The sequence below is a fragment of the Microbacterium sp. BDGP8 genome (genome assembly GCF_029991045.1).
In the GTDB taxonomy this organism is placed as follows: Bacteria; Actinomycetota; Actinomycetes; order Actinomycetales; family Microbacteriaceae; genus Microbacterium; species Microbacterium plantarum.
In genome coordinates this window covers 1854063-1878711 of record NZ_CP120712.1, presented here as the reverse complement: position 1 = coordinate 1878711, position 24649 = coordinate 1854063, and the positions used below count along the sequence as shown (strand labels likewise).

Annotated in this window: 20 protein-coding genes and 1 riboswitch; of the genes, 9 read left to right on the top strand and 11 right to left on the bottom strand. The window is 70.3% G+C overall.

Going from position 1 to position 24649, the window contains the following annotated elements:
* Positions 1-53: 53 nt before the first annotated feature.
* The 7 genes from P6897_RS09060 to P6897_RS09030 form a co-directional block, all read right to left on the bottom strand.
* A complete protein-coding gene (locus P6897_RS09060; RefSeq protein ID WP_282501024.1) occupies positions 54-1562 on the bottom strand; it encodes a DHA2 family efflux MFS transporter permease subunit in 1509 nt (502 codons plus the stop codon).
* Between the two features lie 144 nt (positions 1563-1706).
* On the bottom strand, positions 1707-2663 hold the full coding sequence (locus P6897_RS09055) for a glycosyltransferase family 2 protein (protein WP_274177968.1): 957 nt from the start codon (positions 2661-2663) through the stop codon (positions 1707-1709).
* On the bottom strand, positions 2660-3790 hold the full coding sequence (locus P6897_RS09050) for a cysteine desulfurase family protein (protein WP_269266130.1): 1131 nt from the start codon (positions 3788-3790) through the stop codon (positions 2660-2662). Before P6897_RS09050 ends, P6897_RS09055 begins: the two co-directional genes overlap by 4 nt.
* On the bottom strand, positions 3790-4647 hold the full coding sequence (nadC, locus tag P6897_RS09045; protein ID WP_282502579.1) for a carboxylating nicotinate-nucleotide diphosphorylase: 858 nt from the start codon (positions 4645-4647) through the stop codon (positions 3790-3792). The genes P6897_RS09050 and nadC overlap by 1 nt, the downstream gene beginning before the upstream one ends.
* Positions 4647-6224, bottom strand: coding sequence for an L-aspartate oxidase (nadB, locus tag P6897_RS09040; protein WP_282501023.1), 1578 nt, complete (start codon positions 6222-6224; stop codon positions 4647-4649). Before nadB ends, nadC begins: the two co-directional genes overlap by 1 nt.
* Positions 6221-7534, bottom strand: a complete 1314-nt coding sequence (gene nadA, locus P6897_RS09035) for a quinolinate synthase NadA (protein WP_282501022.1) — start codon at positions 7532-7534, stop codon at positions 6221-6223. The genes nadB and nadA overlap by 4 nt, the downstream gene beginning before the upstream one ends.
* 10 nt (positions 7535-7544) lie before the next feature.
* The gene (locus P6897_RS09030) at positions 7545-8240 is read right to left on the bottom strand and encodes an NUDIX domain-containing protein (protein WP_274177965.1); all 696 of its coding nucleotides are present in this window, start codon (positions 8238-8240) and stop codon (positions 7545-7547) included.
* A 108-nt stretch (positions 8241-8348) separates the two neighbouring features.
* Here P6897_RS09030 and P6897_RS09025 point away from each other — a divergent pair, with 108 nt between their 5' ends.
* The 4 genes from P6897_RS09025 (at position 8349) to gcvP (ending at position 14197) form a co-directional block, all read left to right on the top strand.
* A complete protein-coding gene (locus P6897_RS09025) occupies positions 8349-9521 on the top strand; it encodes a MarP family serine protease (protein WP_269266134.1) in 1173 nt (390 codons plus the stop codon).
* 75 nt (positions 9522-9596) lie between these two features.
* A riboswitch (glycine riboswitch) is annotated at positions 9597-9688 on the top strand.
* A gap of 140 nt (positions 9689-9828) precedes the next feature.
* Positions 9829-10941 carry a glycine cleavage system aminomethyltransferase GcvT gene (gcvT, locus tag P6897_RS09020; protein WP_282501021.1) on the top strand — a complete coding sequence of 371 codons (1113 nt, stop codon included), beginning with the start codon at positions 9829-9831 and terminating at the stop codon, positions 10939-10941.
* Entirely contained in the window at positions 10938-11321 is a 384-nt protein-coding gene (gene gcvH / locus P6897_RS09015; protein WP_114589552.1) for a glycine cleavage system protein GcvH, read from the top strand. Before gcvT ends, gcvH begins: the two co-directional genes overlap by 4 nt.
* Positions 11318-14197 carry an aminomethyl-transferring glycine dehydrogenase gene (gcvP, locus tag P6897_RS09010; protein ID WP_282501020.1) on the top strand — a complete coding sequence of 960 codons (2880 nt, stop codon included), beginning with the start codon at positions 11318-11320 and terminating at the stop codon, positions 14195-14197. The genes gcvH and gcvP overlap by 4 nt, the downstream gene beginning before the upstream one ends.
* Before the next feature lie 96 nt (positions 14198-14293).
* Here gcvP and P6897_RS09005 read toward each other — a convergent pair whose 3' ends face one another.
* Genes P6897_RS09005 through P6897_RS08990 form a run of 4 tightly spaced genes read right to left on the bottom strand, consistent with a single transcriptional unit; the run spans position 14294 to position 18161 of the window.
* The gene (locus P6897_RS09005; protein ID WP_282501019.1) at positions 14294-15040 is read right to left on the bottom strand and encodes a CPBP family intramembrane glutamic endopeptidase; all 747 of its coding nucleotides are present in this window, start codon (positions 15038-15040) and stop codon (positions 14294-14296) included.
* A gap of 48 nt (positions 15041-15088) precedes the next feature.
* Positions 15089-15637 carry an Lrp/AsnC family transcriptional regulator gene (locus P6897_RS09000; protein WP_023950488.1) on the bottom strand — a complete coding sequence of 183 codons (549 nt, stop codon included), beginning with the start codon at positions 15635-15637 and terminating at the stop codon, positions 15089-15091.
* The gene (locus P6897_RS08995; RefSeq protein WP_282501018.1) at positions 15634-16998 is read right to left on the bottom strand and encodes a M20/M25/M40 family metallo-hydrolase; all 1365 of its coding nucleotides are present in this window, start codon (positions 16996-16998) and stop codon (positions 15634-15636) included. Before P6897_RS08995 ends, P6897_RS09000 begins: the two co-directional genes overlap by 4 nt.
* Before the next feature lie 2 nt (positions 16999-17000).
* Positions 17001-18161: a Xaa-Pro peptidase family protein gene (locus tag P6897_RS08990; RefSeq protein ID WP_282501017.1), complete on the bottom strand. Its 1161-nt coding sequence runs from the start codon at positions 18159-18161 to the stop codon at positions 17001-17003.
* Between the two features lie 374 nt (positions 18162-18535).
* Here P6897_RS08990 and P6897_RS08985 point away from each other — a divergent pair, with 374 nt between their 5' ends.
* The 5 genes from P6897_RS08985 (at position 18536) to P6897_RS08965 (ending at position 24420) form a co-directional block, all read left to right on the top strand.
* Positions 18536-20146 (top strand): ABC transporter substrate-binding protein, encoded by a 1611-nt coding sequence (locus P6897_RS08985; RefSeq protein ID WP_282501016.1) that lies wholly within the window; start codon positions 18536-18538, stop codon positions 20144-20146.
* Positions 20147-20263: 117 nt separating this feature from the next.
* A complete protein-coding gene (locus P6897_RS08980) occupies positions 20264-21193 on the top strand; it encodes an ABC transporter permease (protein ID WP_023950495.1) in 930 nt (309 codons plus the stop codon).
* The gene (locus P6897_RS08975) at positions 21183-22133 is read left to right on the top strand and encodes an ABC transporter permease (RefSeq protein WP_023950496.1); all 951 of its coding nucleotides are present in this window, start codon (positions 21183-21185) and stop codon (positions 22131-22133) included. Before P6897_RS08980 ends, P6897_RS08975 begins: the two co-directional genes overlap by 11 nt.
* Positions 22130-23854 (top strand): ABC transporter ATP-binding protein, encoded by a 1725-nt coding sequence (locus P6897_RS08970; RefSeq protein WP_274177958.1) that lies wholly within the window; start codon positions 22130-22132, stop codon positions 23852-23854. Before P6897_RS08975 ends, P6897_RS08970 begins: the two co-directional genes overlap by 4 nt.
* 11 nt (positions 23855-23865) lie before the next feature.
* On the top strand, positions 23866-24420 hold the full coding sequence (locus P6897_RS08965) for a PH domain-containing protein (RefSeq protein ID WP_274177957.1): 555 nt from the start codon (positions 23866-23868) through the stop codon (positions 24418-24420).
* The last annotated feature ends 229 nt before the right edge of the window (positions 24421-24649 follow it).

The following is a 24649-nucleotide window of genomic DNA, read 5'->3' as shown; positions in this document are numbered from 1 at the left end:
GCATGACGCACCCGGCGGCTTCGTCGTTCTCGCGCGATGGCGGCGAGGCCGGCTCAGTGCGCCGCGGGCACGCCTTCGGGGCTGTCGGCCGGCTTGCGGATGAGCAGCGCCCCGATGATCAGCGGCGACGCGATGATCGCGGCCACGAAGAAGGCCGCCCGCGCGCCCGCGGCGCCGGCCGCCGTCGTCCCCGGATCGGCGGCGCCGGCCTCGGCAGCGGCCATCACCGTGATGAGCAGAGCGATGCCCGCGGCGCCCGCGACCTGCTGGATGGTCGAGACGATCGCGCTGCCGTACGAGTAGAACCGCGGCTGCAGAGAGCCGAGGGATGCCGTGAACAGCGGCGTGAACGACATCGCCAGGCCGAGCGAGAGACACGTCTGCAGCGTGAGCAGCAGCCATACCGACGTGTTCTCGGTGAGGGTGGTGAAGCTCCACAGGATGCCGGTGACGATGACGGCTCCGGGGACGAGGAGCACGCGCGTGCCCCAGCGGTCGTAGATGCGCCCGATGAACGGGCCGGCGATGCCCATCGCGAGCGAGCCCGGCAGGACGATCAGCCCGGACTCGAGCGCGGAGAGCCCGAGGACGTTCTGCATGTACAGCGGCAGCAGGGTGATCGCGCCGAAGAACGCCATGGACATGACGCCCAGCTGGGCCACCGAGAGCGAGAAGTTGGCCGAGCGGAACACGCGCAGGTCGAGCAGCGCCTCGTCGTTGCGCTGCAGCACGAGCTGACGCCACACGAACGCGCCGAGCGCCACGACCCCGACCGACAGGGAGATGATGAGCGGCAGGTTCGACGCGGGCGCCGCGGCCGCGGCATCCCCGCCGCCGTGGCCTCCGGCGCCGATCTGGCTGAGCCCGAACACGAGGCCTCCGAAACCGAAGGCCGAGAGCACGACGGAGAAGACGTCGAGTGGCGCGCGCCGGGTCTCGCCGAGGTTGTGGATCCAGCGGACGCCGATCGCGAGCGAGACCAGGGCGATCGGGAGGACGACGCCGAAGATCCAGCGCCAGCTGAGGGTGTCGAGGAGGAACCCGGACAGCGTCGGCCCGATCGCGGGAGCGAGCGACATCACGATGCTGACCCGGCCCATCATGCGGCCCCGAGCGTGCGGCGGGACGACCGTCATCAGCGTCGTCATCAGCAGCGGCATCATGATCGCGGTTCCCGAAGCCTGCACGACACGCGCGACGAGGAGGAAACCGAAGCTCTGCGCCAGGACGGCGATGAGCGTTCCCGTCGAGAACAGGCTCATCGCAGCGGTGAAGACAGCCCGCGTCGTCAGACGTTGCAGCAGGAAGCCGGTGATCGGGATCACCACCGCCATCGTGAGCATGAACGCGGTCGTGAGCCACTGCGCCGCCACCGCCGTGATGCGGAAGTCGGTGATCAGGTGCGGGATCGCGACGCCCATGGTCGTCTCGTTCAGGATCGCGACGAAGGCGGCGACGAGCAGGAGCCAGATCACCCGGTTCGCCTCGGCGGTCACGACGGTGGGCACGGCGGGCGATGCGGCGGATGCGGGGGCGTTCGTGGACGACGGCGCGACGGCCATGGGCAACTCCTCGGTCGGAAGATCGGTCGTCACCCGAGGGCGGACTCCGCAGGGCCAACGCCCCGACGGATCGATTATTCCCGGGGCCGACGACACGGCGCCAGCATCAGCTTCCGGTCGGTCGACGCGGATGCGCGCGGCGGATCACCAGAGGCGGGCGATGTCCCACAACTCGGCGGCTGCCGGGTCGGCGGCCCGGTGACCCGGTGCTCGTTCCCGGAAGTCGCGGACCAGCCCGCCGATCCGCCGACGGTACTCGGGATCGGGATGGGTCGCGGCGATGCGCACGAGCGGCGGAACGTCCATGTCGAGCACGAGCCGGACCCGGGCCGTGGCCGCGGCACGGGCATCGGCGGCGTCGAGCACCGCCAGGCCCGACCGCAGCGCATCGAGATAGTCGATGAGCACGGGCAGCTGTGCGCGGTGCTGCGTGATCGACGACCCGTCCGCCCGCTCGCGCCAGTGCACGACGACGTCCGGAATCACGTCGAACGCTCGGGCGCGGGTGTACATCTGCTGTGCGACCAGCTGGTCCTCGTACAGCCGGTTCTCGGGGAAGCGCAGTCGGTGACGTCGCCAGAACTCGATGCGGCTCGCTTTAGACCACGCGACGATGTTCCCCGATGCCTCGGGATGGTCGGCGAGGGTGGTCCCGATGCGGGCAGGCCGAGTGGATGCCGCGACCCAGGGTTGCACGGGGCCCGGGACGTAGCCCTCATCGGTCGGACGCAGTCGCACGTAGGCCCCGGCGACGAAGTCGGAGCCCGAAGCGTCGAGCGTTCCGATCCAGCGCTCCAGGGCCGACGGGGTGAGGACGTCGTCCGCGTCGAGGAAGGCGACGAACGGGGTGTCGACCCGATCGAGCCCCGCGTTCCGTGCGGCACCCAGCCCGACGGCGCGATCGTGTGCGATCACGCGGAACCGCTCGTCCGACGCGGCCGCTTCCGCGAAGATGCGTCCGGTCGTGTCGCGCGATCCGTCGTCGATGAGGATCGCGGTCCACTCGCCGAGGGTCTGGGCCTTCAGGGAAGCCAGCGCTTCCTCGGCGTAGGGGGCGACGTCGCGGCCGGGGACGATGACGGTGACGACGGGCGAGCTCACGACCCCGATCGTACTGCCGAGACGGCGTCGGCCACCGCGCCCGCGAGCGCTCCCGCATCCGGCACCGTCGCGCGATCGAAGCTGAACCGCACCGCGGTGCGGGCGTCATCGGCGTCGAGACCCATCGCCGTCAAGACGTGCGACGGCTCGTCGCTGCCCGCGGCGCATGCCGACCCGCTGCTCGTGACTATTCCACGCCGTTCCAGTTCGAGGAGCACGGCCTCGCCCGAGGTCGCGGCGAACGTGAACGAGGCGAGGCCCGGAAGCCTCCGATCAGGGTCGCCGGTCGCGCGCGATCCGGGGACGGTGCCGAGCACGCGGCTCGTGAATGCGTCGCGCGCCGCCGCGGCCCGCGCAGCGGCCTCGGGGCGCTCGCGCTCGGCCAGCTCGAGCGCGAGCGCGAGGCCCACCGCCCCCGCGACGTTCTGCGTGCCCGAGCGCCGGCCGCGCTCCTGGCCGCCGCCGTGGATCACGGGCTCGAGGGGGAGCCGGCCGCGGACCGCCAGCACACCGATGCCCTGCGGCGCGCCGATCTTGTGGCCCGCGACCGACAGAGCCGAGGCGCCCGTGCCGGTGAGGGGAAGCCACCCGGCCGCCTGCACGGCATCGGTGTGCACCGGGACCGAACCCGCTGCTCGCGCGATCGCCGCGACATCCTGAACGGTTCCGACCTCGTTGTTGGCGTAGCCGATGCTCACGACGGCGGTGTCATCGCGCACGGCTCGGGCGACGGCGTCGGGGTCGACGCGTCCGAGCGAGTCCACGGGCAGGACGTCGACGTCGTATCGATGCATGCGCTGGAGGTAACGACAGACCGCCAATACCGAATCGTGCTCCACCGCCGTCGTGACGATGTGGCCGGGAGCGCGTCCGCGGGCCCCGAGGGCGGTGCCCGCGATCGCGAGGTTGTTCGCCTCGGTTCCTCCGGACGTGAAGACGATGTCGCCGGCGCGCATGCCGAGCACTGCCGCCACCCGCCGCCGCGCGTCGTCGAGGGCGCCGGCGACGTCTTCACCGACCGTGTGGATGCTCGACGGGTTGCCGAATCGCCCGGTGAGGAATGGTGCCATCGCCTCGAGCACCTCACGACGCACCGGACCGCCCGCGGCGTGGTCGAGGTACAGCATCAGCGCGCGTCGACGACGAGGTCGAGCCCGAGGTCGAGCGAGGGCGCGGAGTGCGTGAGCGCTCCGACGGAGATCACGTCGACACCGGTCTCGGCGATCGCACGCACGCTCTCGAGCGACACTCCGCCCGACGCCTCGACGACCGCGCGACCGGAGACGATGGCGACCCCGCGGCGCAGATCGTCCAGCGAGAAGTTGTCGAGCATGATCGTGTCCACGCCGGCGGCGAGCACGGGCTCGATCTGATCGATGCGGTCGACTTCCACCTCGACGTGGGTCGTGTGAGGAAGGTCATCCATCGCGCGTCGCAGCGCTTCGGTCAGCCCCGTCCCATCGGCGGTGATGACACCGAGGTGGTTGTCCTTGAGCATGACCGCATCCGACAGGGAGAACCGGTGGTTGTGGCCGCCGCCGTCCCGGACGGCCTGCCGCTCGATCAGACGCAGCCCCGGTGTCGTCTTGCGGGTGTCGACGATGCGGGCACCGGTCCCCGCGACTTCGTCGACGTAGCGACGGGTCAGCGTGGCGATCCCCGACATCCGCTGGGTGAGGTTCAATCCGACGCGTTCGGCGGTCAGCACGGCGCGCGCCGGACCGCGGACGGTGGCCAGCGTGTCACCGGGGCGGATGCGCGAGCCGTCGGGCACGTCGATCACGACGTCGCAGCTCGGATCGGTGAGCGCGAAAGCCGCGGCGAAAACTGCCCCGCCGCTGAGGATGCCGTCGACGCGCGAGACGAGCGCGGCCGTGGCCCGCGCCGCCCCGGGGATGAAGGCGGTGCTGGTGAGATCGCCCCATGGGGCGTCCTCGTCGAGTGCGGGACCGACGAGGGCAGCGATCTGTCGGGGTGTGAGCATCATGCGACCTTCTCGGGAGCGGCGGCGGGTCGGACGGATTCGTCGGCGGTCAGCGGACGAGCGGTGGTGTCGTCGCTGCGGTGGTGTGCGCCGATCGATCGGGTGCGTGCGAGCGCGGCGGTGGTCATCGAGCTCGCGACGAGGAGCAGGTTGGCGTCCTCGTGTTCGCGCCGGGAGCGGGGTGCGACTGCGGCGCGCGACCACTCATCGAGGATGTCGAGCGCGAGAGCGAGCCCGGAGGCGTCCCGCTCGAGTCCGACGTGCCGCCACATGAGCGACTGCAGGGCCGCCCGGCTGAACGGTCCGTTCGCCGGTATCCGTCGCGGCGCACGGGACCGGCCCGCCACGGCGCGAGGTGACGACGAGACGCTCGGAGACGCCGTTGCGACCCGCGGGTCGCCGCCGACGACGGCATCCGCGGTGCGCAGGCCGAACACGACGGCTTCGAGCAGCGAGTTGGAGGCCAGCCGATTGGCACCGTGCACGCCCGTGCGCGCGACCTCGCCGACCGCGAACAGCCCGTCGACGTCGGTCCGACCGTCGAGATCGGTCACGACGCCGCCCATGAGGTAGTGCGCGGCGGGAGTGACGGGAACCGGATGCCGCGACCAATCCCATCCGCGCGCCCGCACGGACTCGTCGATCGTCGGGAACCGGTGGGCGAGGAAGGCAGCCGTCGCCGACGGAGTCTCGCGCAGGCCGGTCGCGTCGAGCAGCACCGGCCGGCCGCCCTGACGCGCCATCGCCGCCGCGATCGCGCGCGCCACGACGTCTCGTGGAGCGAGTTCCGCATCGGGATGTGCATCGACGCAGAAGCGGCGCCCGCCCTCGTCGATCAACACAGCACCCTCGCCGCGCACGGCCTCCGACACGAGCGTCCCATCGGTCAGGGCGGTGGGGTGGAACTGCACGAACTCCAGGTCGGCGACGGTCGCGCCGGCGCGCAGGGCGAGCGCGATCCCGTCGGCGGTCGCCACCGCGGGATTCGTCGTGTGGGCGTACAGCTGTCCCGCCCCACCGGTCGCGAGGACCACGGCATCCGCGGCCAGCGTCTCGGTGCGGCCCTCCGAGAGCACCCGCACACCCCGCGCCGCCCCGTCGGAGACCACGACGTCGGTGACGAGAGCGTCGGAGCGGATCTGGACGGGCGCGAGAGCCAGCGCGCGGTTCAGAGCGCGCTGGATCGCGGCTCCGGTCGCATCGCCGCCGGCGTGCAGGATTCGCGGAACCCGGTGCGCACCTTCCAGGCCGAGTCGCAGCGCGCCGCTGTCGTCGCGGTCGAACGCGACCCCGATCGCCTCGAGCGTCGCGACGGCGTCCGGCCCCGCCGATGCGAGCGTGTGCACGGCGTCGCGCTCGCCGAGGCCCGCGCCGGCGCGCAGAGTGTCGTCGACGTGGGCGAGAACCGAGTCGCCCGTGGCCGTCACGGCGGCGATGCCGCCCTGCGCGTAGGCGGTGTTGCCGTCGCCGAGCGCTCTCTTCGTGACCAGGACGACCTCGCAGCCGGCGTCGGCGGCGCGCAGGGCGCACATGCCGCCGGCAAGACCGGAGCCCACGACCACGACACGCCGGGTCATGGCCGCGCCGCCAGCATCCGTTCGAGGGCGGCCCGTGCCGGCACGGCGACGTCGTCGGAGACCCGGATGCGGTTGGGGGTCCGTCCCGCGCAGAGCTCGTCGAGGACCCACGCCAGGTAGCCCGGGTGGATGCGGTACATCGTCGAGCACGGGCAGACGACGGGATCGAGGCAGAAGATGCGGTGCTGCGGGTATTGCGCGGCGAGCCGCTGGACGAGGTTGATCTCTGTGCCGACCGCGAAGATTGTGGGCTCGGTCGCGCCGTCGATCGCGCGGCGGATGTACTCCGTCGATCCCGCCTCGTCCGCGGCGTCCACGACCGGCATCGGGCACTCGGGGTGGACGATGACGCGGACGCCCGGGTTCTCCGCACGCGCTTGCGCGATCTGCTCGACGGTGAAGCGGCGGTGCACCGAGCAGAAGCCGTGCCAGAGGATGACCCGCGCATCGCGCAGGGACGCCTCGTCGTTGCCGCCGAGCGGGCGGCGGGGGTTCCACATCGGCATGCGGTCGAGCGTGACCCCCATCGCCTTGGCGGTGTTGCGTCCGAGGTGCTGGTCGGGGAAGAACAGCACCCGGCGGCCGCGTGCGAAGGCCCACTCGAGCACGGTGCGGGCGTTCGAGGAGGTGCACACGATTCCGCCGTGCCGGCCGACGAAGCCCTTGATGGCGGCGGAGGAGTTCATGTACGTGACGGGGATGACGGGGAGAAGTCCTTCGGCGTCGGGGCTGCCGAGGTCGCCATAGATCTCGCCGAGCTGCTCCCAGCACTCCTCGACCTCGTCGATCGACGCCATGTCGGCCATCGAGCATCCGGCGGCGAGGTTGGGCAGGATGACGGACTGCTCGGGCCGCGACAGCAGGTCGGCGGTCTCGGCCATGAAGTGGACGCCGCAGAAGACGATGGCCTCGGCCTCGGGGTGGGCCTTCGTCGCTTCCGCGAGCTGGAACGAGTCGCCCACGTAGTCCGCGTGCCGCACGACCTCTTCGCGCTGGTAGAAGTGCCCCAGGACGACTACCCGGTCGCCGAGGGCGGCCTTGGCGGCGGAGATGCGGTCGTGCAGCTCGTCCTCGTCCGCGGTCCGGTAGTACTCCGGGAGCTCGCCCTGGCGCGGCGCCCCGGTCGGGATGACGTCGCCCATCGACGAGCCCGGGCCGTACCCCGGCCGTGCGTCGAAGCTCCACGGTCCCGCGGCGAGATCGGTGTTGCATGTCTCGGCGTTCGACGCGCCGGCGACGATCGCCTGGATCCCGTGATCGACGCTCGGGTCGATCGGTCGCGGCGACAGCGTGAGCGGAGAAGTGGTCATGCGCGTTCCTTCATCGGGGGAGCGGCCCGCGGTCGGCGAGCTCGACGTCGTGGTTGTAGCGGTAGAGCCGGGCGGGGCGGTGGCTGCCGGTGCGGAACTCGCGTGTCGGGATGAGGGTGCCCGACCCCTCGACCTGGCGGCGGAAGTTCGCCGGATCGAGGCGCTTGCCGCCGATGGCCTCGTACACCTCGCGAAGCTCGGCGAGGGTGAACAGGTCAGGCAGAAGCCCATGCGCGATACGGCTGTAGCCGACCTTGTTGCGCAGCCGCCAGAGCGCGTACTCGATGATGCTCCGGTGGTCGAACGCCAGCTCCGGCAGATCGGCGGCGTCGAACCAGGCGACGTTCTCGTCCTCGGGCAGCGGTGTCGATGCGACGTCCTCGCGCACCAGCGCCCAGTAGACGATCGACACCACTCGCGAGGGAGAGCGGCCGACGTCGCCGAAGACGTAGAGCTGCTCGAGATAGCTCGGAGCCAGCGCGGTCGTCTCGGCCAGGGTCCGGGATGCCGCAGCCTCGAGGTTCTCGGACACATCGAGCCATCCGCCAGGGAGCGCCCACTGTCCGGCGTGGGGATCGCGTGTGCGACGCACCAGGGGGAGCACGACGGAGGGAAGCTCGCCGCCGTCGTGGCGCAGGCTGAAGATGACCGTCGAGACGGCGACCCGGATGTCGTCCTGCGGCCCATCCGCGGTGGTTCGTGTCATTGTGACCCTAACTGTCGCACCGATCTTATAGTCATCGCGACACGAAGCGCAAAATGGGGGACTCACAGCGGGACGCCGTACGCTGGCCTCCGTTCCCGAGGAGGTCCTGTGCTGCTGGTCGACGTCATCGTCGTGATACTCCTCGTCGGCTTCTTCGCCATCGGCGTGACACGAGGCCTCGTCGCGATCGCGGGCTCGCTCGCCGGGCTCGTCATCGGCTCGCTCCTCGCCGTATGGGCTGTGCCCCTCATCGCGCCCGGCGTCGCCGACTGGGAGTACCGGTCGCTCGTGCTCGCCATCTGCGCCATCGCGATCATCATCCTGTGCACCGCGCTCGGCACCGCTGTCGGTGCGGCGCTGCGCCGCGGCGTCGACCGAGCCAAGCTGCGCATCCTCGACCGCATCCTGGGTGCCGGCGGGGCGACGATCGCCGGCGGACTCGTCCTCCTCCTCGGCGCCGGCGCGGTCACCGCGAGCGGCATGCCGCTCGTATCCACCGCCGTGGCCTCATCGCGCGTGCTCTCGTTCATCGACGGTCTCACCCCCGACCCCGTCGACAGCGCGCTCGCCGAGGTGCGCGGATTCGTCGTCGACGAGGGGATCCCCCGCATCGGCGAGCTTCTCCGGCCCGAGGTCGCGCCGACCGCGCCCGCCGTCGCGCTCGATGATCCCGAGCTGCAGCGCGCGGCGGCATCCGTCGCCCGCATCAGCGGCACGGCCTACGCCTGCGGTGTGTCGATGACCGGGTCCGGATTCGTCGCCGCCGACGACCTCATCGTGACCAACGCCCACGTCGTGGCGGGCGTCGACACCCCCGTCGTCGAGCTGCCGGGCCGCGACGCGCGTGAAGGGCGCGTGGTGTACTTCGACCCGATCGACGACCTCGCCGTCATCGCGGTCTCGGACCTGGGCGTGGCGCCCCTGCCGGTCGTTCCGCCGGTCGCCGCGGGAGCAGCGGTCGCGGTCCAGGGATACCCGCTCGGCGGGCCCTTCACGAGCGGAGCCGCCTTCGTCCTCTCGGTGGGCTCGGCCCCCGTCCCCGACATCTACGACGAGTCCAGCGCTCCGCGTGAGATCTACGCGCTCGATGCCGACGTCCGCCCGGGCAACTCCGGCGGGCCGCTGTTGACCGACGCCGGTGAGGTCGCCGGCGTCGTGTTCGCGCGCGGCGCCGAGGACGAGCGGCGGGGCTACGCGATGACGACGACGGAGCTGCTGCCGGTGCTCGCGGGCGCCTCTGCGGACGCTCCGGCCGTGACGGCGGGGAGCTGCACGCGCTGAGCGGCCCAGTACAGCGGAGCCTGCGCGGTCTCGCGCGGTGACGCTATGCTGATCGCGCAACTGAAGACAGGCCGCATGACGCACGCGGGAGAGCCCCGGAGAATTCCGGGCACCGAAGGAGCAAGCCTCCCCGCCAATCTCTCAGGTCCGCGTACCGCGCGCGTCCGGCCGCTCTGGAAAGCGATCCCCTCGGGGATCCGCCGACGGTGAAAGCCGGGTTCGCCCGGTGAAACTCTCAGGCCCAAGACAGAGGGGGAGTTCCGGATGCCGCAGCCGTGGCAGCCGCCCGCCCGCAACGGGAGAACTCATGTCAGATCCCCGCTCCACCGTCCTGCACCATCGTCACGCTGCGCTCGGCGCATCGTTCACCGACTTCGGCGGCTGGCTCATGCCGGTCCGCTACACGTCCGACCTCGCCGAGCACCACGCGGTGCGCTCCGCCGCCGGATTGTTCGACATCTCGCACATGGCGGAGTTCGAGGTGACCGGCTCGGTCGCCGGGGACTGCCTCGACGCCGCCCTCGCCGGCAGGATCTCGACGATGGCCGTCGGGAAGGCGAAGTACTCGCTCGTCCTCGCCGACGACGGCGGGATCATCGACGATGTCATCGTCTACCGCCTCGGCGACGACCGCTTCCTCATCATCGCGAACGCGGGCAACCGCGAGCCCGTGTGGGCGGCGTTGCAGGAGCGTGCCGAAGGCTGGGACGTCGAGGTGCGAGACCTCACCGATGACTATGCGCTCCTGGCCGTCCAGGGCCCGGCGGCGCTGGCGGTCCTCGAGTCCACCCCGGGCCTGTCGACGCCCGACGTCGCGCTCGCGGACACGCGGTACTACGCGTGGACCGCCGGCGAGTTCGCGGGTGAGTCGCTGCTTCTCGCACGCACCGGGTACACCGGCGAAGACGGGTTCGAGCTGATGATCCCGGCCCGCGCGGCCGAAGCCCTCTGGGATGCCGTGCTCGCGGCCGGGTCACCGCTCGGGCTCGCTCCGGCGGGCCTCGCGTCGCGCGATACGTTGCGGCTCGAAGCCGGGATGCCGCTGTACGGACACGAGCTCTCGCGCGACGTCGCTCCTGCGCAGGCGGGTCTCGGCCGCGTCGTCGCCACGGACAAGGGCGCCTTCGTGGGCCGCGAGGGCCTCCAGTCCCGTGACTCCTCCGGTGGGCCGGTGCTCGTCGGTCTCGTCTCGGAGGGCCGCCGCGCCGGCCGCGCCGGCTACGCCGTGCTCGGCCCCGACGGCGAGCGCGTCGGTGAAATCACGAGCGGCGCCCTGAGCCCGACCCTCGGGCATCCCATCGCCATGGCCTACGTCGCACCCGGACACGCCGCACTCGGCACCGAGCTGGCGCTCGATGTCCGCGGTACCCGCATTCCCGCCACCGTCACCACGCTGCCGTTCTACCGGAGGAAGAAATGACCGATCTCGACGCCCTGAAGTACACCGCCGAGCACGAGTGGGTCGCCCTCTCGGGCACCACCGCGACGGTGGGCATCACCGACTACGCCGCCGAGAAGCTGGGTGACGTGGTGTTCGTCGATCTCCCTGCCGTCGGAACCGCGGTGACCGCCGATGCCGTCTGCGGCGAGATCGAATCGACCAAGTCGGTCGGCGAGCTCTACGCGCCGCTGAGCGGAACTGTCGTCGAGGTCAACGAGGCCGTCGTCGACGACCCGTCGCTCGTGAACGCCGGGCCGTTCGGCGACGGGTGGCTCGTTCGCATCGAGATCGATCCCGCCGACGCGGACGGTTTGCTCGACCGCGCCGCCTACGTCGAGCTCACCGGCGGAGACCGATGACCTCCGCTTTCGTCGCCCGTCACATCGGCACCGACGGCGCCGCGCAGCAGCGCATGCTCGAGGTCCTCGGTTATCCGGACGTCGACGCTCTGCTCGCCCGAGCCGTGCCCGCGGCCATCCAGGTCGATGCGGTGCCCGACAGCGTGATCCCGGCCGCGGCCGCCGAGCACGAGGCGCTCGCGGAGCTGCGCGAGCTGGCATCGCGCAACCGTCCGGCACGGGCGATGATCGGCCTGGGGTACTACGACACGCTCACGCCTGCCGTCATCCAGCGCAACGTCCTCGAGAACCCGTCCTGGTACACCGCGTACACGCCGTACCAGCCGGAGATCTCGCAGGGCCGCCTCGAAGCGCTCATCAACTTCCAGACGATGGTCACCGACCTGACCGGGCTCGCGACGGCGAATGCGTCCATGCTCGACGAGGCCACCGCCGTCGTCGAGGGCATGCTCGTCGCACGGCGGGCCTCGAAGTCGCGCAGCAACGTGTTCCTCGTCGACGCGGATGCGCTGCCGCAGACGAAGGCGCTGCTCGGCCATCGAGCGGCGGCGCTCGGCATCGAACTGCGCGAGATTGACTTCGCCGGCGGCGCGGGCACGACCCCGTCCGACGAGCCGGTCTTCGGTGCATTCGTGCAGTATCCCGGTGCGTCCGGCCGTGTGTGGGATCCGAGCACGGTCATCGCGGAGGTGCAGGCTGCGGGCGGTCTCGTCGTCGTGGCGGCGGATCTCCTCGCGCTGACCCTGCTGCGATCGCCCGGCTCGCTCGGGGCGGACGTGGCCGTCGGCACCACCCAGCGGTTCGGCGTGCCGATGGGCTTCGGCGGACCCCACGCCGGGTACATGGCGGTGCGTGCCGGCCTCGAGCGCCAGCTGCCCGGACGGCTCGTCGGCGTCTCGGTCGACGCGGCGGGCGATCCCGCCTACCGGCTCTCGCTCCAGACGCGCGAGCAGCACATCCGTCGCGAGAAGGCGACGTCGAACATCTGCACCGCACAGGTCCTGCTGGCGGTCATGGCGTCGATGTACGCCGTGTACCACGGCCCGGACGGGCTCCGGCGCATCGCCGAGTCCGTCGCCGGTCACGCGGCCCTTCTCGCGGAGTGGCTGGCCGATGCGGGGGTCGAGGTCGAGCATGATGCGTTCTTCGACACGCTCGTGGTGCGCGCGCCGGGCCGGGCGGCAGGCGTCGTCGCGGCGTCCCGCGAATCCGGTTACCAGCTGTGGCACCGCGACGACGACACGGTCGGTGTCGCCGTCGACGAGACGACGACCGTCAGCGATCTGCACGCGATCGTCCGAGCATTCGGCGGTCCCGAGCAGCGCGCATTCGCATTCATCGGCGGATCGACGTGGGCTGACCGGCACGCACCGGCGTCGCTTCGGCGCGAGGACGAGTACCTCACCCATCCGGTGTTCAACAGCCACCACTCCGAGACGGCGATGATGCGCTACCTCAAGCGCCTCGCCGACCGCGACTACGCGCTCGACCGTGGCATGATCCCGCTCGGGTCGTGCACGATGAAGCTGAACGCCGCGACCGAGATGGCCGCCGTGACCTGGCCGGAGTTCGCCCGCGTGCACCCGTTCGCACCCGCCGACGACGTGCGCGGCTATCTCGAGCTCATCGAGCAGCTCGAGGGGTGGCTCGCCGAGGTGACCGGTTACGACGCCGTGTCGCTGCAGCCCAATGCCGGCTCGCAGGGCGAGCTCGCGGGGCTGCTCGCGATCCGCGGCTATCACCGGTCGCGAGGCGACGACGACCGGACCGTCTGCCTCATCCCGTCGTCGGCGCACGGCACCAACGCCGCGTCTGCCGTGCTCGCCGGTATGCGCGTCGTGGTCGTGGCCTGCGACGAAGCGGGAAACGTCGACCTCGACGATCTCCGCGCCAAGATCGACGAGCATGCTGCGGCGCTCTCCGCTCTCATGATCACCTACCCCTCGACTCACGGGGTGTACGAGCACGAGGTGCTCGCGATCACCGATGCGGTGCACGCGGCGGGCGGTCAGGTCTACGTCGACGGCGCCAACCTCAACGCCCTCCTCGGTTTCGCTCGCTTCGGCGACCTCGGTGGCGACGTCTCGCATCTCAACCTCCACAAGACCTTCGCCATCCCGCACGGGGGCGGCGGACCGGGCGTGGGCCCCGTGGCTGCCAAGGCGCACCTGGCGCCGTTCCTGCCGTCGCACCCGCACGCCCAGCGGGCCGAGCACGCGGGCGGGTTCGTCTTCGAGGGCGGTCCGGTCTCGGCCGCGCCCTACGGCTCGGCATCCATCCTTCCGATCTCGTGGGCGTACGTGCGCATGCTGGGGGCAGCCGGGCTGCGGGCGGCCACGGGAGCTGCGGTGCTCGCGGCGAACTACATCGCGGCGCGGCTGCGCGAGCACTATCCGGTGCTCTACGCCGGCGAAGGCGGACTCGTCGCGCACGAGTGCATCCTGGATCTGCGTCCTCTGCGGGAGCGCACCGGCATCACCGTGGACGACGTCGCGAAGCGGCTGATCGACTACGGCTTCCACGCGCCGACGATGTCGTTCCCGGTGGCGGGGACGCTCATGGTCGAGCCGACGGAGTCGGAGGACCTCGCCGAGATCGACCGTTTCGTCGAGGCGATGATCGCGATCCGCGCCGAAGCCGACCGGGTCGCCGCGGGGGAGTGGCCGGCCGATGACAACCCGCTCGTCGGCGCGCCGCACACGGCTGAAGCGGCGGTCGCGTCGGCCTGGTCGCACGCTTACTCGCGCGAAGAGGCCGTCTATCCCGTGCGGTCCCTCGTCCGCGGCAAGTACTGGCCACCGGTGCGTCGTATCGACCAGGCCTACGGCGACCGCAACCTCGTGTGCGCCTGCCCGCCGCCGGAGGCCTTCGCCTGACGCCCCCGGCGTCGCGAGAACGCACCGTCCCGTCGAGCTCGCACCGTTCAGCGTGCGTGCTCGACGCGGGGGTGCGTGCTCGGTGAGCGCGACGTGTCAGAAGAGCCCGGGCCACCACGATGCGGCCAGCGGGTAGCCGATGAACGCGATGAGGTCGATCACGACGTGCGCGACGACGAGCGGCATGACCCGGCCCCAACGGTGGTAGACCCACCCGAAGACCACGCCCATCGCGATGTTCCCGAAGATCGGGCCGACGCCCTGGTACGCGTGGTACATCCCGCGGAGCGCGGCGGTCGACAGGATGATCGTCCACGTGCTCCAGCCGAGACGGCGAAGCCGGTCGAACAGGTAACCAATGAAGATGACCTCCTCGGTGAGTCCCGCCCGCAGGGCGGCCAGCGCGAGGAGCATGACGGCGGTCCAGCCGCCGTCGAGCGGTGCGGCCCCCACCTGGACGGTGATCCCGAGCGCCCGTCCGAGTGCGTACAGCCCGAGGCCCGGCCCGCCGATGAGAACGACGAGCAGGATGCCGGCGCCGGCATCCTTTCCGAACACCCGGAAGTCCAGACCGATCCGGCGCAGCGCCGAGCGGCCGGGCTCCCAGAGGAAGTAGATCGCCAACGCGACGGGCGCGAGGTTGAAGAGGTTCGAGAAGACCTGCGACACCACCTGCCACGGGTCGATGGTCGCTGCACCGGGATTGAGCGAGGTCGACTGGTCGCCGAGGCTCACCGGGCTCGTCACCGCCTCGAGGAACGACAGCACCGAGAAGAACGCCGACCGGCCGACCGAGAGCGCCAGAACGAGGGCGATCTCCCACCACAGTCGGGTCCGTGACACGTGCGTCATTCTTCCTCCCGGGTCGATGTTAAGCCGGGGGATGGCGGGTCACGGGCGGCGGCGTTTGCGCGCGGGGGTCTCGGTCGCCAGGACGTGCTGCAACGGCTCGGGATCGGCGAGGCGGCCGATGGCGAGCATGGTCTCGACGCGGTCGATGCCCGGGATCGGCCAGACCTGCTCGACGAGCAGTCGCTGCAGATCGGCGTGGTCGCGGACGCGGAACCGCGCCATCAGGTCGTACCCGGCCGCCAGGACGATGACCTCGGTCATGGCGTCGATCGCCTTGAGCGCGGTCAGCACTGCGGCAGCGTCGGCGTTCCCGGTCAGCCGTAACGGCATCACGACGAGCATCGGATAGCCCAGCGCCGCCCAGTCGAGCTCGATCGTGTGCCGGCGGATGACGTGCCCGCGTTCCATCCGCGCGATGCGTTCCGCGACAGCCGGAGCCGACATCCCGACGTCCGCCGCGATGCTGCGCATCGACGCACGGGCGTCCTCGTGCAGGCGATGCAGGATCCGCCGATCGACGTCGTCGATCTCGAGGACCTCGCGCTCGGGTTCGAGCAGCGAGCGCAGGTGCGCTGGATCGGTCGTCATGCCCCTCCCCGGGGTGTGTCGGCGAAGCCGCTGCGTTCGAGCTCCCGGAGGACGTCGAGGGTGAACTGGACGTGGTCGAGGAAGTCTTCGACGTAGCCGTGCTCATCGTAGCCGTGCATGTTCCCGGCCGGTCGCAGGGTGCCCGTGGGGGAGATGATGGGGGCTCCGAGGTGCTCGAGGAACAGGGCGCCGGGACCCGCTCCCGTCATCACGTCGTAGACGACCGCGTCGGCGCCGAAGGCATGCCCGGCAGCGCGCACGACGGCCTCGCCGAAGGCGGACTCGACCGGTGAGTACGCGGGCGCGAGGGCGCGGATGACGGATACCGAGATGTCCGGATGCCGTGCGGAGAGGTGGGCGCGGACAGCATCCACCACGCGCTCCGGCTGCATCCCGGGGACGAGCCCGAAGCGCACGCGTGCAGACGCCGACGCCGGAATGCTCTGCCGCACGCCGTCGTCGAGGTCGAACCCGGAGAGGCTCATCGACGGCTCGAAGACGAACCGCGTCGAGAGCTCCGCGTCCGTCCCCGGCAGATAGGGCGACACGCCGTCACGCGCGATCGAGGGTCCGGGCAGGGTGATGTCCGCCGTGCGGCGACGCGCGCTCTCGTCGGGGACGAGAGCCTCATCCCGCACACCGGCGACGGCGATCCGGCCGTCGTCGGTGCGCATCGACGAGATCGCCTTCATCAGCTCGAGCGGTGCGGAGCGCAGGATCGAGGAGTACGACGGATGCTGCGCCGCGGCGAGGATGTCGAGCGACAGCTCGATCTCGAGCGAGCCTCGGCATCCGAACCCGACGGCGGGGCGCCCGTCCTCCTCGCGGAGGTAGCTCTCCCACAGGCACGCGTCGGCGCGCAGCTCGGCCGCGTGCGCGGCGAGGACCGCGTCCAGGCCCGGGCTGCCGATCTCCTCGCACGGGTCCGCGAGGTAGATGACGCCGAACGGAGTCTGCCCGTCGTGGTCCTCGATCCAGAGGCGGAGCGAGGCGAGACGGCCCGCCACGTCGGCCTTGTCGTCGCACGCGCCGCGCGCGTACATCGCACCGTCCCGGATCTCCGCGGCGTACGGCGGCGAGGTCCAGCGCGACGGATCGCCCTCGGGCTGGACGTCGTAGTGGTTGTACAGCAGCAGCGACGCATCGCTCGCCCCGGCTCGGAAACCGACGACGACGGGTCCATAACCGGGGATGTCGTAGCGCACGACGCGATCCATCAGCGGCGCGAGGCGCTCCTCGATCCAGTCGGCGGCCGCTGCGATCGCGTCGAGTCGACCGGCGACTGTCGGGAACCGGCACAGTTCCCGCCAGCTCTCGACGATCTCGTCGGCGCGGTCGTCGATCCGGGCGTCGCGCGCCATCCTCACTTGCCCCGGGGCAGCGAGACGGGCACGAGGTCGTAGGGGTAGTCCGAGATGAGCTCGTAGCCGTCCTCGGTCACCAGCACGATGTCCTCGAGGCGAACGCCTCCGAAGCCCTGGCGGTAGCAGCCCGGCTCGATGGCGATGACGTCACCGGCCACGAGGACGGCATCGTTCTGGTTGAGGCTCGGCGGTTCGTGCACCTCGAGGCCCACGCCGTGTCCGAGCGAGTGGAAGTACCCCTCGTCGAGCACCTCGCCCGGCTTCTTCGTCAGCTGGGTCGGCTGGCCGGCGGCCTCGATGGGCTCGCACGAGATGCGGTGCAGCTCCGCCACCGGCAGTCCCGGACGGATCGCCGCGAGCGTCGCGTCGAACGACTTCTTGACGATGTCGTAGTAGAAGGCGAGCTCGTCGTCGATGTCGCCCGTGACGAACGTCCGGGTCATGTCCGAATTGCCGCCCGAGGCGATGTCGCGCGGGCAGATGTCGACCGTGACCGGCTCGCCTTCGAAGATCTGACCCGATCCGGCGTGGTGTCCGATGCACGTCTGGGCTCCGTGGGCGACGATCATGCCCGCGTCTTCGCAGCCGTTGCGGAGGAAGACCGACCGGATGCGGTCCTTGAGGTCCTCGCAGGTCAGCGGCGTGCCGTCGAGCAGAAGGCCGCCGTCGGCGTCGACGGTGGCGCGGTGCATGGCATCGGCGACGAGCGAGACGCCCGCCTCAGCGGCGACCTGCGCGCGGCGGATGCCGGCGAGCTCGTGCGGAGTCTTCACGCGACGGCGCTGCACGAACAGGTCGCGGTCCACGCGGACCTCCACCCCGTTGGCGCGCAGGTGGTCGGCCACCTCGAGGGGGAAGGTGGGCGGCACTGCGGCGTGTGTCACGCCGAGCCTGCGGCAGGCGGCGACGAGAGTGGAGAGTTCCGCGAGGTCGGGGTCCTGGCCTGCGGCGCGGAAGTCGTCGAAGCCGAGCTCGTCGAGGGGGAACACGGTCATACCCGGCACGTCGCGCATGCGCGCCGCCTCGAGCGACTTGATGGCCACGTGCGGCGCGCCGTCGACCTCGATGTAGAGGAACGGGTCGTGCACGTCGTGGGGGATGACGTGGCGCATGTCGGCGGCCAGCGTGCTCGCGTAGATGAGGATGGCGTCGTCCACCACAGCGGCTCTCCTTCGGTCGTGAGTTCCGGTGGGATCCGGAACGACTCGACCTTACATCAGAGAGGTGGTCGCGCCCGTTCACCTTCATATCCAAAGCTCACGTGGGCGCTCGCGAGTGAAGTGGAAGGTTCCCGCGGATGGTCGCGATCGGGTGGCCGGCAGCCCGGTTGACGCACCGCCCAGAGGGCGAGGCTCACCCGGTGCACGATGACAACCCCGCGGGCGCGATTGTTGCCGACATGTAACGGTTTGGGCCTGGATGCGGTCACAGGGCGGGAGCGCGCTTATCGTCGGGGGTATATCCCGTGCTCCGGACACCGGTGTGTCTTCGCCGCCGTCGACCGTGAGCGCGTACCCGTCACCCAGGAGGAAACATGTCGAGACGACGTTGGGGAGTCGGCGCGATCGCGCTGGTGTCCGCCGTCACGCTCACGCTGGCCGGTTGCTCGGCCGGCGGCGACAGCAACACGGGCGGGGGCTCCAACGCCTCCGCAATCATCACCACGAACGGCACCGAGCCGCAGAACCCGCTGCTGACCTTCGGCACCACCGAGACCGGCGGCGGCCGCATCCTCACCTCGATGTACGCGGGCCTGGTCAGCTACAAGGCCGACGGCACGATCGAGAACGAGGTCGCTTCCTCGATCGAGAGCGACGACAACGTCGTCTGGACGATCACCGTCGCCGACGGCTGGAAGTTCACCAACGGTGAGGAGATCACCGCTCAGACGTTCGTCGACACCTGGACCGCGGGCGCGCAGGATGAGAACGGCGCGTACTGGTTCTACACGATCGAAGGCGCGTCCGACGACGGCAGCACCGCCCCGACCGGCCTCGCTGTCGTCGACGACATGACTTTCACGGTCACGCTCAAGGCTCCCGACGCGGACTTCCCGCTGCGCCTCGGCTACACGGCTTACATGCCGCTGCCGTCCGTCGCGTTCGAGGACCTCGAGGCGTTCGGTGAGAACCCCGTGGGCAACGGCCCGTACATGCTCGACGGCGAGGGCGCATGGCGCCACAACGAGGGCATCAACCTCGTTCCGAACCCCGACTACAAGGGTGTGCGCGAGGTCAAGAACGACGGTCTGAACATCGTCTTCTACACCTCCCTCGAGTCGGCCTACGCCGACGCGCAGGGCGGCAACCTCGACGTGCTCGACACCGTTCCCGACACGGCTTTCGCGACCTACGAGACGGACTTCCCGGAGCGTTCGGTCAACCAGCCCGCGGCGATCTTCCAGGGCTTCAACATCCCCTTCTACCTGCCGAACTTCGGCAACGACGAAGAGGGTCAGCTGCGTCGCGCGGCGATCTCGATGGCGATCAACCGCGAGGAGATCACCGACACGATCTTCCAGGGCACCCGCACGCCGGCCACCGACTTCACGTCGCCGGTCGTCGAGGGCTGGAGCGACGACCTGCCCGGCTCCGAGGTCCTCGAGTACAACCCCGAAGAGGCGAAGGCGAAGTGGGCCGAGGCCGAGGCGATCAGCCCGTACGCCGGGCCGTTCACCATCACGTACAACTCCGACGGTGGCCACCAGGCCTGGGTGGATGCTGTCGCGAACAGCATCGCCAACACGCTCGGCATCGAGGCGGTCGGCTCGCCGCAGCCGACGTTCGCCGCTGCGCTCGACCTGCGCACGACCGGCACCCTGACCGGCGCCACCCGCGCCGGATGGCAGGCGGACTACCCGTCGCAGGGTAACTTCCTGTCGGCGCAGTACAGCACCGGCGCCAGCTCGAACTACGAGGGCTACACCAACCCGGAGTTTGACCAGCTGCTGACGCAGGCCGCATCGGCTCCGTCCATCGAGGACGCTGCCGGCCTGTACGAGCAGGCTCAGGAGATCCTGATGCGCGATCTGCCCAGCGTTCCGCTGTGGTACCAGAACGCCGTCGGTGTCTGGGGCGAGGGCGTCGACAACGTCGTCTTCGGCTGGGACTCGGTGCCGCTCTACAACCAGGTCACCAAGGGCTGAGTTCGGCTCCAGGCGATCATCGAGTACGGTGTCCGGGGCGCATTCGCGTCCCGGACACCGTGCTGACCGGGGCCCTCTCGCCCTCACTACCCGAACCCATTTAGGAACTATTCGTCGATGCTCTGGTTCATCGGTCGACGGCTGCTGCAGCTGATCCCCGTCTTCTTCGGGGCGACCCTTCTCATCTACGCCCTCGTCTTCCTCTTGCCGGGAGACCCGATCGCCGCCCTGTACGGCGAGCGTCAGCCGTCTCCCGCCGTCATCGAGGCGGTGAGGGCGCAGTACAACCTCGACAAGCCGTTCATCGTGCAGTACTTCCTGTACATCGGGGCGCTGCTGCAGGGTGACTGGGGCACGACGTTCTCGGGCCGCCCCGTCATCGACGTCATGGCTCAGGCGTTTCCCATCACGCTGCGACTGGCGGTCCTCGCCCTCGCGATCGAAGCGTTCTTCGGCATCGTCGTCGGTCTCATCGCGGGCCTGCGCAAGGGCAAGCTCTTCGACGCCACCGCTCTGGTCGTCAGCCTGCTCCTCATCTCCGTGCCGACCTTCGTCATCGGTTTCGTTCTGCAGTACATCCTCGGCATCCAGCTCGGCTGGTTCCGCACCACCGTCAGCGCGGGTGCGCCCTGGAACGAGCTCCTCCTGCCGGCGATCGTGCTCGCGACGGTCTCGTTCGCGTACATCGTCCGGCTCACCCGCTCTTCCGTCGCGGAGAACCTCTCCGCTGACTTCGTCCGCACGGCGACGGCCAAGGGCCTCAGCCGCCGTCGCGTCGTCACGGTGCACGTCCTGCGCAACTCGCTCGTCCCCGTGGTGACCTACCTGGGCGTGGATCTCGGATCGCTGATGGTCGGCGCGATCGTGACCGAGAGCATCTTCAACATCAACGGCGTCGGCGGCACGATCTATCGCGCCATCACGATCGGTGAGGGACCCACGGTCGTGTCCTTCGTCGCCATCATGGTGATCATCATCATGCTGGCGAACCTGCTCGTCGATCTCCTGTACGCCTGGCTCGACCCGAGGATCCGCTATGCCAAGTAATCTCCGCCGGAATCAGGAACACTTCGTCGCTCCCGAGGAGGAGACGCCGCTCCAGGCGATCGACGCCGTCTCGACCGACGACAAGCCGCGCACCGTCTGGAGCGACGCGTGGCAGTCGATGCGCCGCCGGCCCATGTTCTGGGTCTCCGCCGTGCTCATCGTGCTGATCCTCGTCGTCGCGATGTTCCCCGGGCTCTTCTCGCCCGTGTCGCCGACCGCGAACTGTCAGCTGGCCGACAGCAACGCCGGTCCGCGTGCCGGACACATCTTCGGATTCACCCGCCAGGGCTGCGACGTCTACGCCCGCGTGATCTACGGCACGCAGTCGTCGGTCATGGTCGGCTTCATCGCGACGCTCATGGTGACGATCTTCGGCTCGATCGTCGGCGCCCTCGCCGGATACTACGGCGGCATCCTCGACGCGATCCTGTCGCGCGTGGCGGACATCTTCTTCGCCATCCCGACCGTGCTCGGCGCCATCGTCTTCATGTCGGTCGTGCCCGACCGGACGCCGCTCGTCGTCGCCCTCGTGATCGCGGTCTTCGCGTGGCCGCAGATCGCTCGCATCATGCGCGGCGCGGTCCTGACGGCGAAGCAGGCCGACTACGTCGTGGCGTCCATCGCGCTCGGCGTCTCGCGCTGGCGCGTGCTGCTGCGTCACGTGCTGCCCAACGCGATCGCACCCGTCATCGCCGTGGCCACGGTGTCGCTCGGAACCTTCATCGTCGCCGAGGCGACCCTGTCGTTCCTCGGCATCGGCCTGCCCGGGACGGTGATGAGCTGGGGCAACGACATCAACTCCGCGCGCCAGTCGCTCACCACGAGCCCCATGGTGCTGATCTACCCCGCCGCCGCCCTGTCGGTGACGGTCCTGTCCTTCCTCATGCTGGGTGACGTCGTGCGCGATGCCCTCGACCCGAAGGAGCGTGCGCGCCGATGAGCGACACCACGTCCTCGGATGCCACGCCGCTGCTGGACATCCGCAACCTCCACGTCGGGTTCCAGACGAAGGCCGGACTCGTCCCGGCCGTCCGCGGCGTCGACCTGACGATCTACCCGCGCCAGTCGGTCGCGATCGTCGGCGAGTCCGGTTCCGGTAAGTCCACGACGGCTCAGGCGATCATCCGGCTGCTCCCGGGCACCGGGCGGATCACGGACGGCCAGATCATGTTCGAGGGCCGCGACCTCGCGGCGCTGTCGAACCGCGAGCTGCAGGCCGTGCGCGGGGCGCAGATCGGCTACGTCCCGCAGGATCCCATGTCGAACCTCAACCCGGTGCTGACCGTCGGGTTCCAGGTGCGCGAGGCTGTCCGCTCGAACCGCAGCGCGACCGGTCGCGCCGCGGTCCGCGATCGTGCCGTCGAGGTCCTCACCGAGGCAGGGCTGCCCGACGCTGCCGACCGGATGCGGCAGTACCCGCACCAGTTCTCCGGTGGTATGCGTCAGCGTGCGCTCATCGGGATCGGTCTGTCGGCGCGTCCGAAGCTCCTCATCGCCGATGAGCCGACGTCGGCTCTGGACGTCACCGTGCAGCGCCAGATCCTCGACCACCTCGGCACGCTCACGACGGACTTCGGCACGTCGGTGCTGTTCATCACCCACGACCTCGGCCTGGCGGCCGAGCGCGCCGAGCACCTCGTCGTGATGTACCGCGGTCGCGTGGTCGAGTCGGGCCCGTCGCAGGAGATCCTCGCCGATCCGAAGCATCCCTACACGAAGCGACTCGTGTCCGCGGCCCCGAGCCTCGCCTCACGTCGCATCCAGGCGGTGCGCCACCACGAGGACGTCGACGTCTTCGGCGCGGGGGAGCAGTTCCTCGCACGCGCCGAGGAACGCGAGGCCGAGGCAGAGGCGGTCGCTGCGCGCAGTGACTTCATCGACATCCGCAACGCGCGGCGTGTCTACAAGGTGCGCACCGGCGGCCTCTCATCGAAGCAGATCGTCGCCGTCGACGACGTCAGCATCCAGGTGGCGAAGGGAACGACGACCGCGATCGTCGGCGAGTCGGGGTCGGGCAAGTCCACGCTCGCCAAGCTCTTCCTGCAGCTGGAGCAGCTGACGTCGGGTGAGATCCGCTTCGACGGCAAGAAGCTCGGCGGGCTCAGCCGCGCCGAGGAGCTCGCTTTCCGCCGCCGGGTCCAGCCGGTCTTCCAGGACCCGTACGGCACCCTCGACCCGCAGTACAGCGTCGGCGACACGATCGCCGAGCCCATGCGGGTGCACAAGTTCGGCACCCAGAAGGAGCGGTCGGCGCGGGTACGCGAGCTGCTCGACCAGGTGTCGCTGCCGGCAGCGGCGAAGGATCGCTATCCGAGCGAGCTCTCGGGCGGGCAGCGTCAGCGCGTCGCGATCGCCCGTGCCCTCGCGCTCAAGCCCGACGTGCTCGTCCTCGACGAGGCCGTCTCGGCGCTCGATGTGCTCGTGCAGGGTCAGATCCTGAACCTGCTGACGGAGTTGCAGACGGAGCTCGACCTGACCTATCTGTTCATCACCCACGACCTCGCGGTCGTGCGTCTCGTGGCCGACAACGTCTCGGTCATGCGACGGGGTCGCCTGGTGGAGTCGGCGACGACCGACGAGGTCTTCGACCACTCGACCGAGGAATACACGCGCGAACTGCTCGCGGCCATTCCCGGCGCCGGATTCCAGTTCGGCGTCTGAGCCTCCGCAGTATGCGCAAGACCTACCGGCCGGCGTCGGCGACCATCGCGGTCGCCGGCGCCGGTCTGCTCGGTGCGTTCCTCCTCGGTGACGCCTTCGTCCGGGGCGGCGTCGTGCAGGGTCTGCTGCTGGCCCCCTGGGTCCTCCTGGCGGTCTGGATCATCTACACGCTGCTCTACGCGCCGTTCATCGCGACCGACGAGAACGCGATCGTCATAGCGAACCCGCTCCGGGTGACGCGTGTGCCCTGGCCGTCCGTCACCGACATCCGATTGCGCTGGCAGGTCATTGTCGACACCGCCCAGGGGCGGTCGATCTCCGCCTTCGGCGGCCCCTCTCCGAGCCGGCCGTCGCGCGTCGGCCGTGGTGCCTGGTCGAGCGTCCGGGAGGAGGCGGAGCGGATGCCGGCGGCGGTGCGGGAGATCGAGGAGATCCGCTCGGCGTGGGAGGAGCACGCGCCCGAAGCCCCGGACGAGGCCGTGACCACCGCCTGGAACCGCGCGGTCCTGTTCCCGCTCGCGGTCATCGCGGTCTGGGCCGTCATCGCCCTAGCCTTCGGCGGCTGACGACGCCGGGGCTCCCGGCTGCCTATGTGCTCAGCCGTCGCCTTCCGCGATGAGCAAGGCGTGCGCCGACGGCGGCATGGGTAGGACACATTTTGCTAACGAACTCGTTTCGCGCAACACGTTGGAAACGAACGCACGCAAGGGTAGTGGTCATCTGAACTCGGCGACCGTGTCGCCGAGCGGGGAGCGGAAAGGTCTTCCGTCGCCCGGATCATCAAGAGAACAGGAG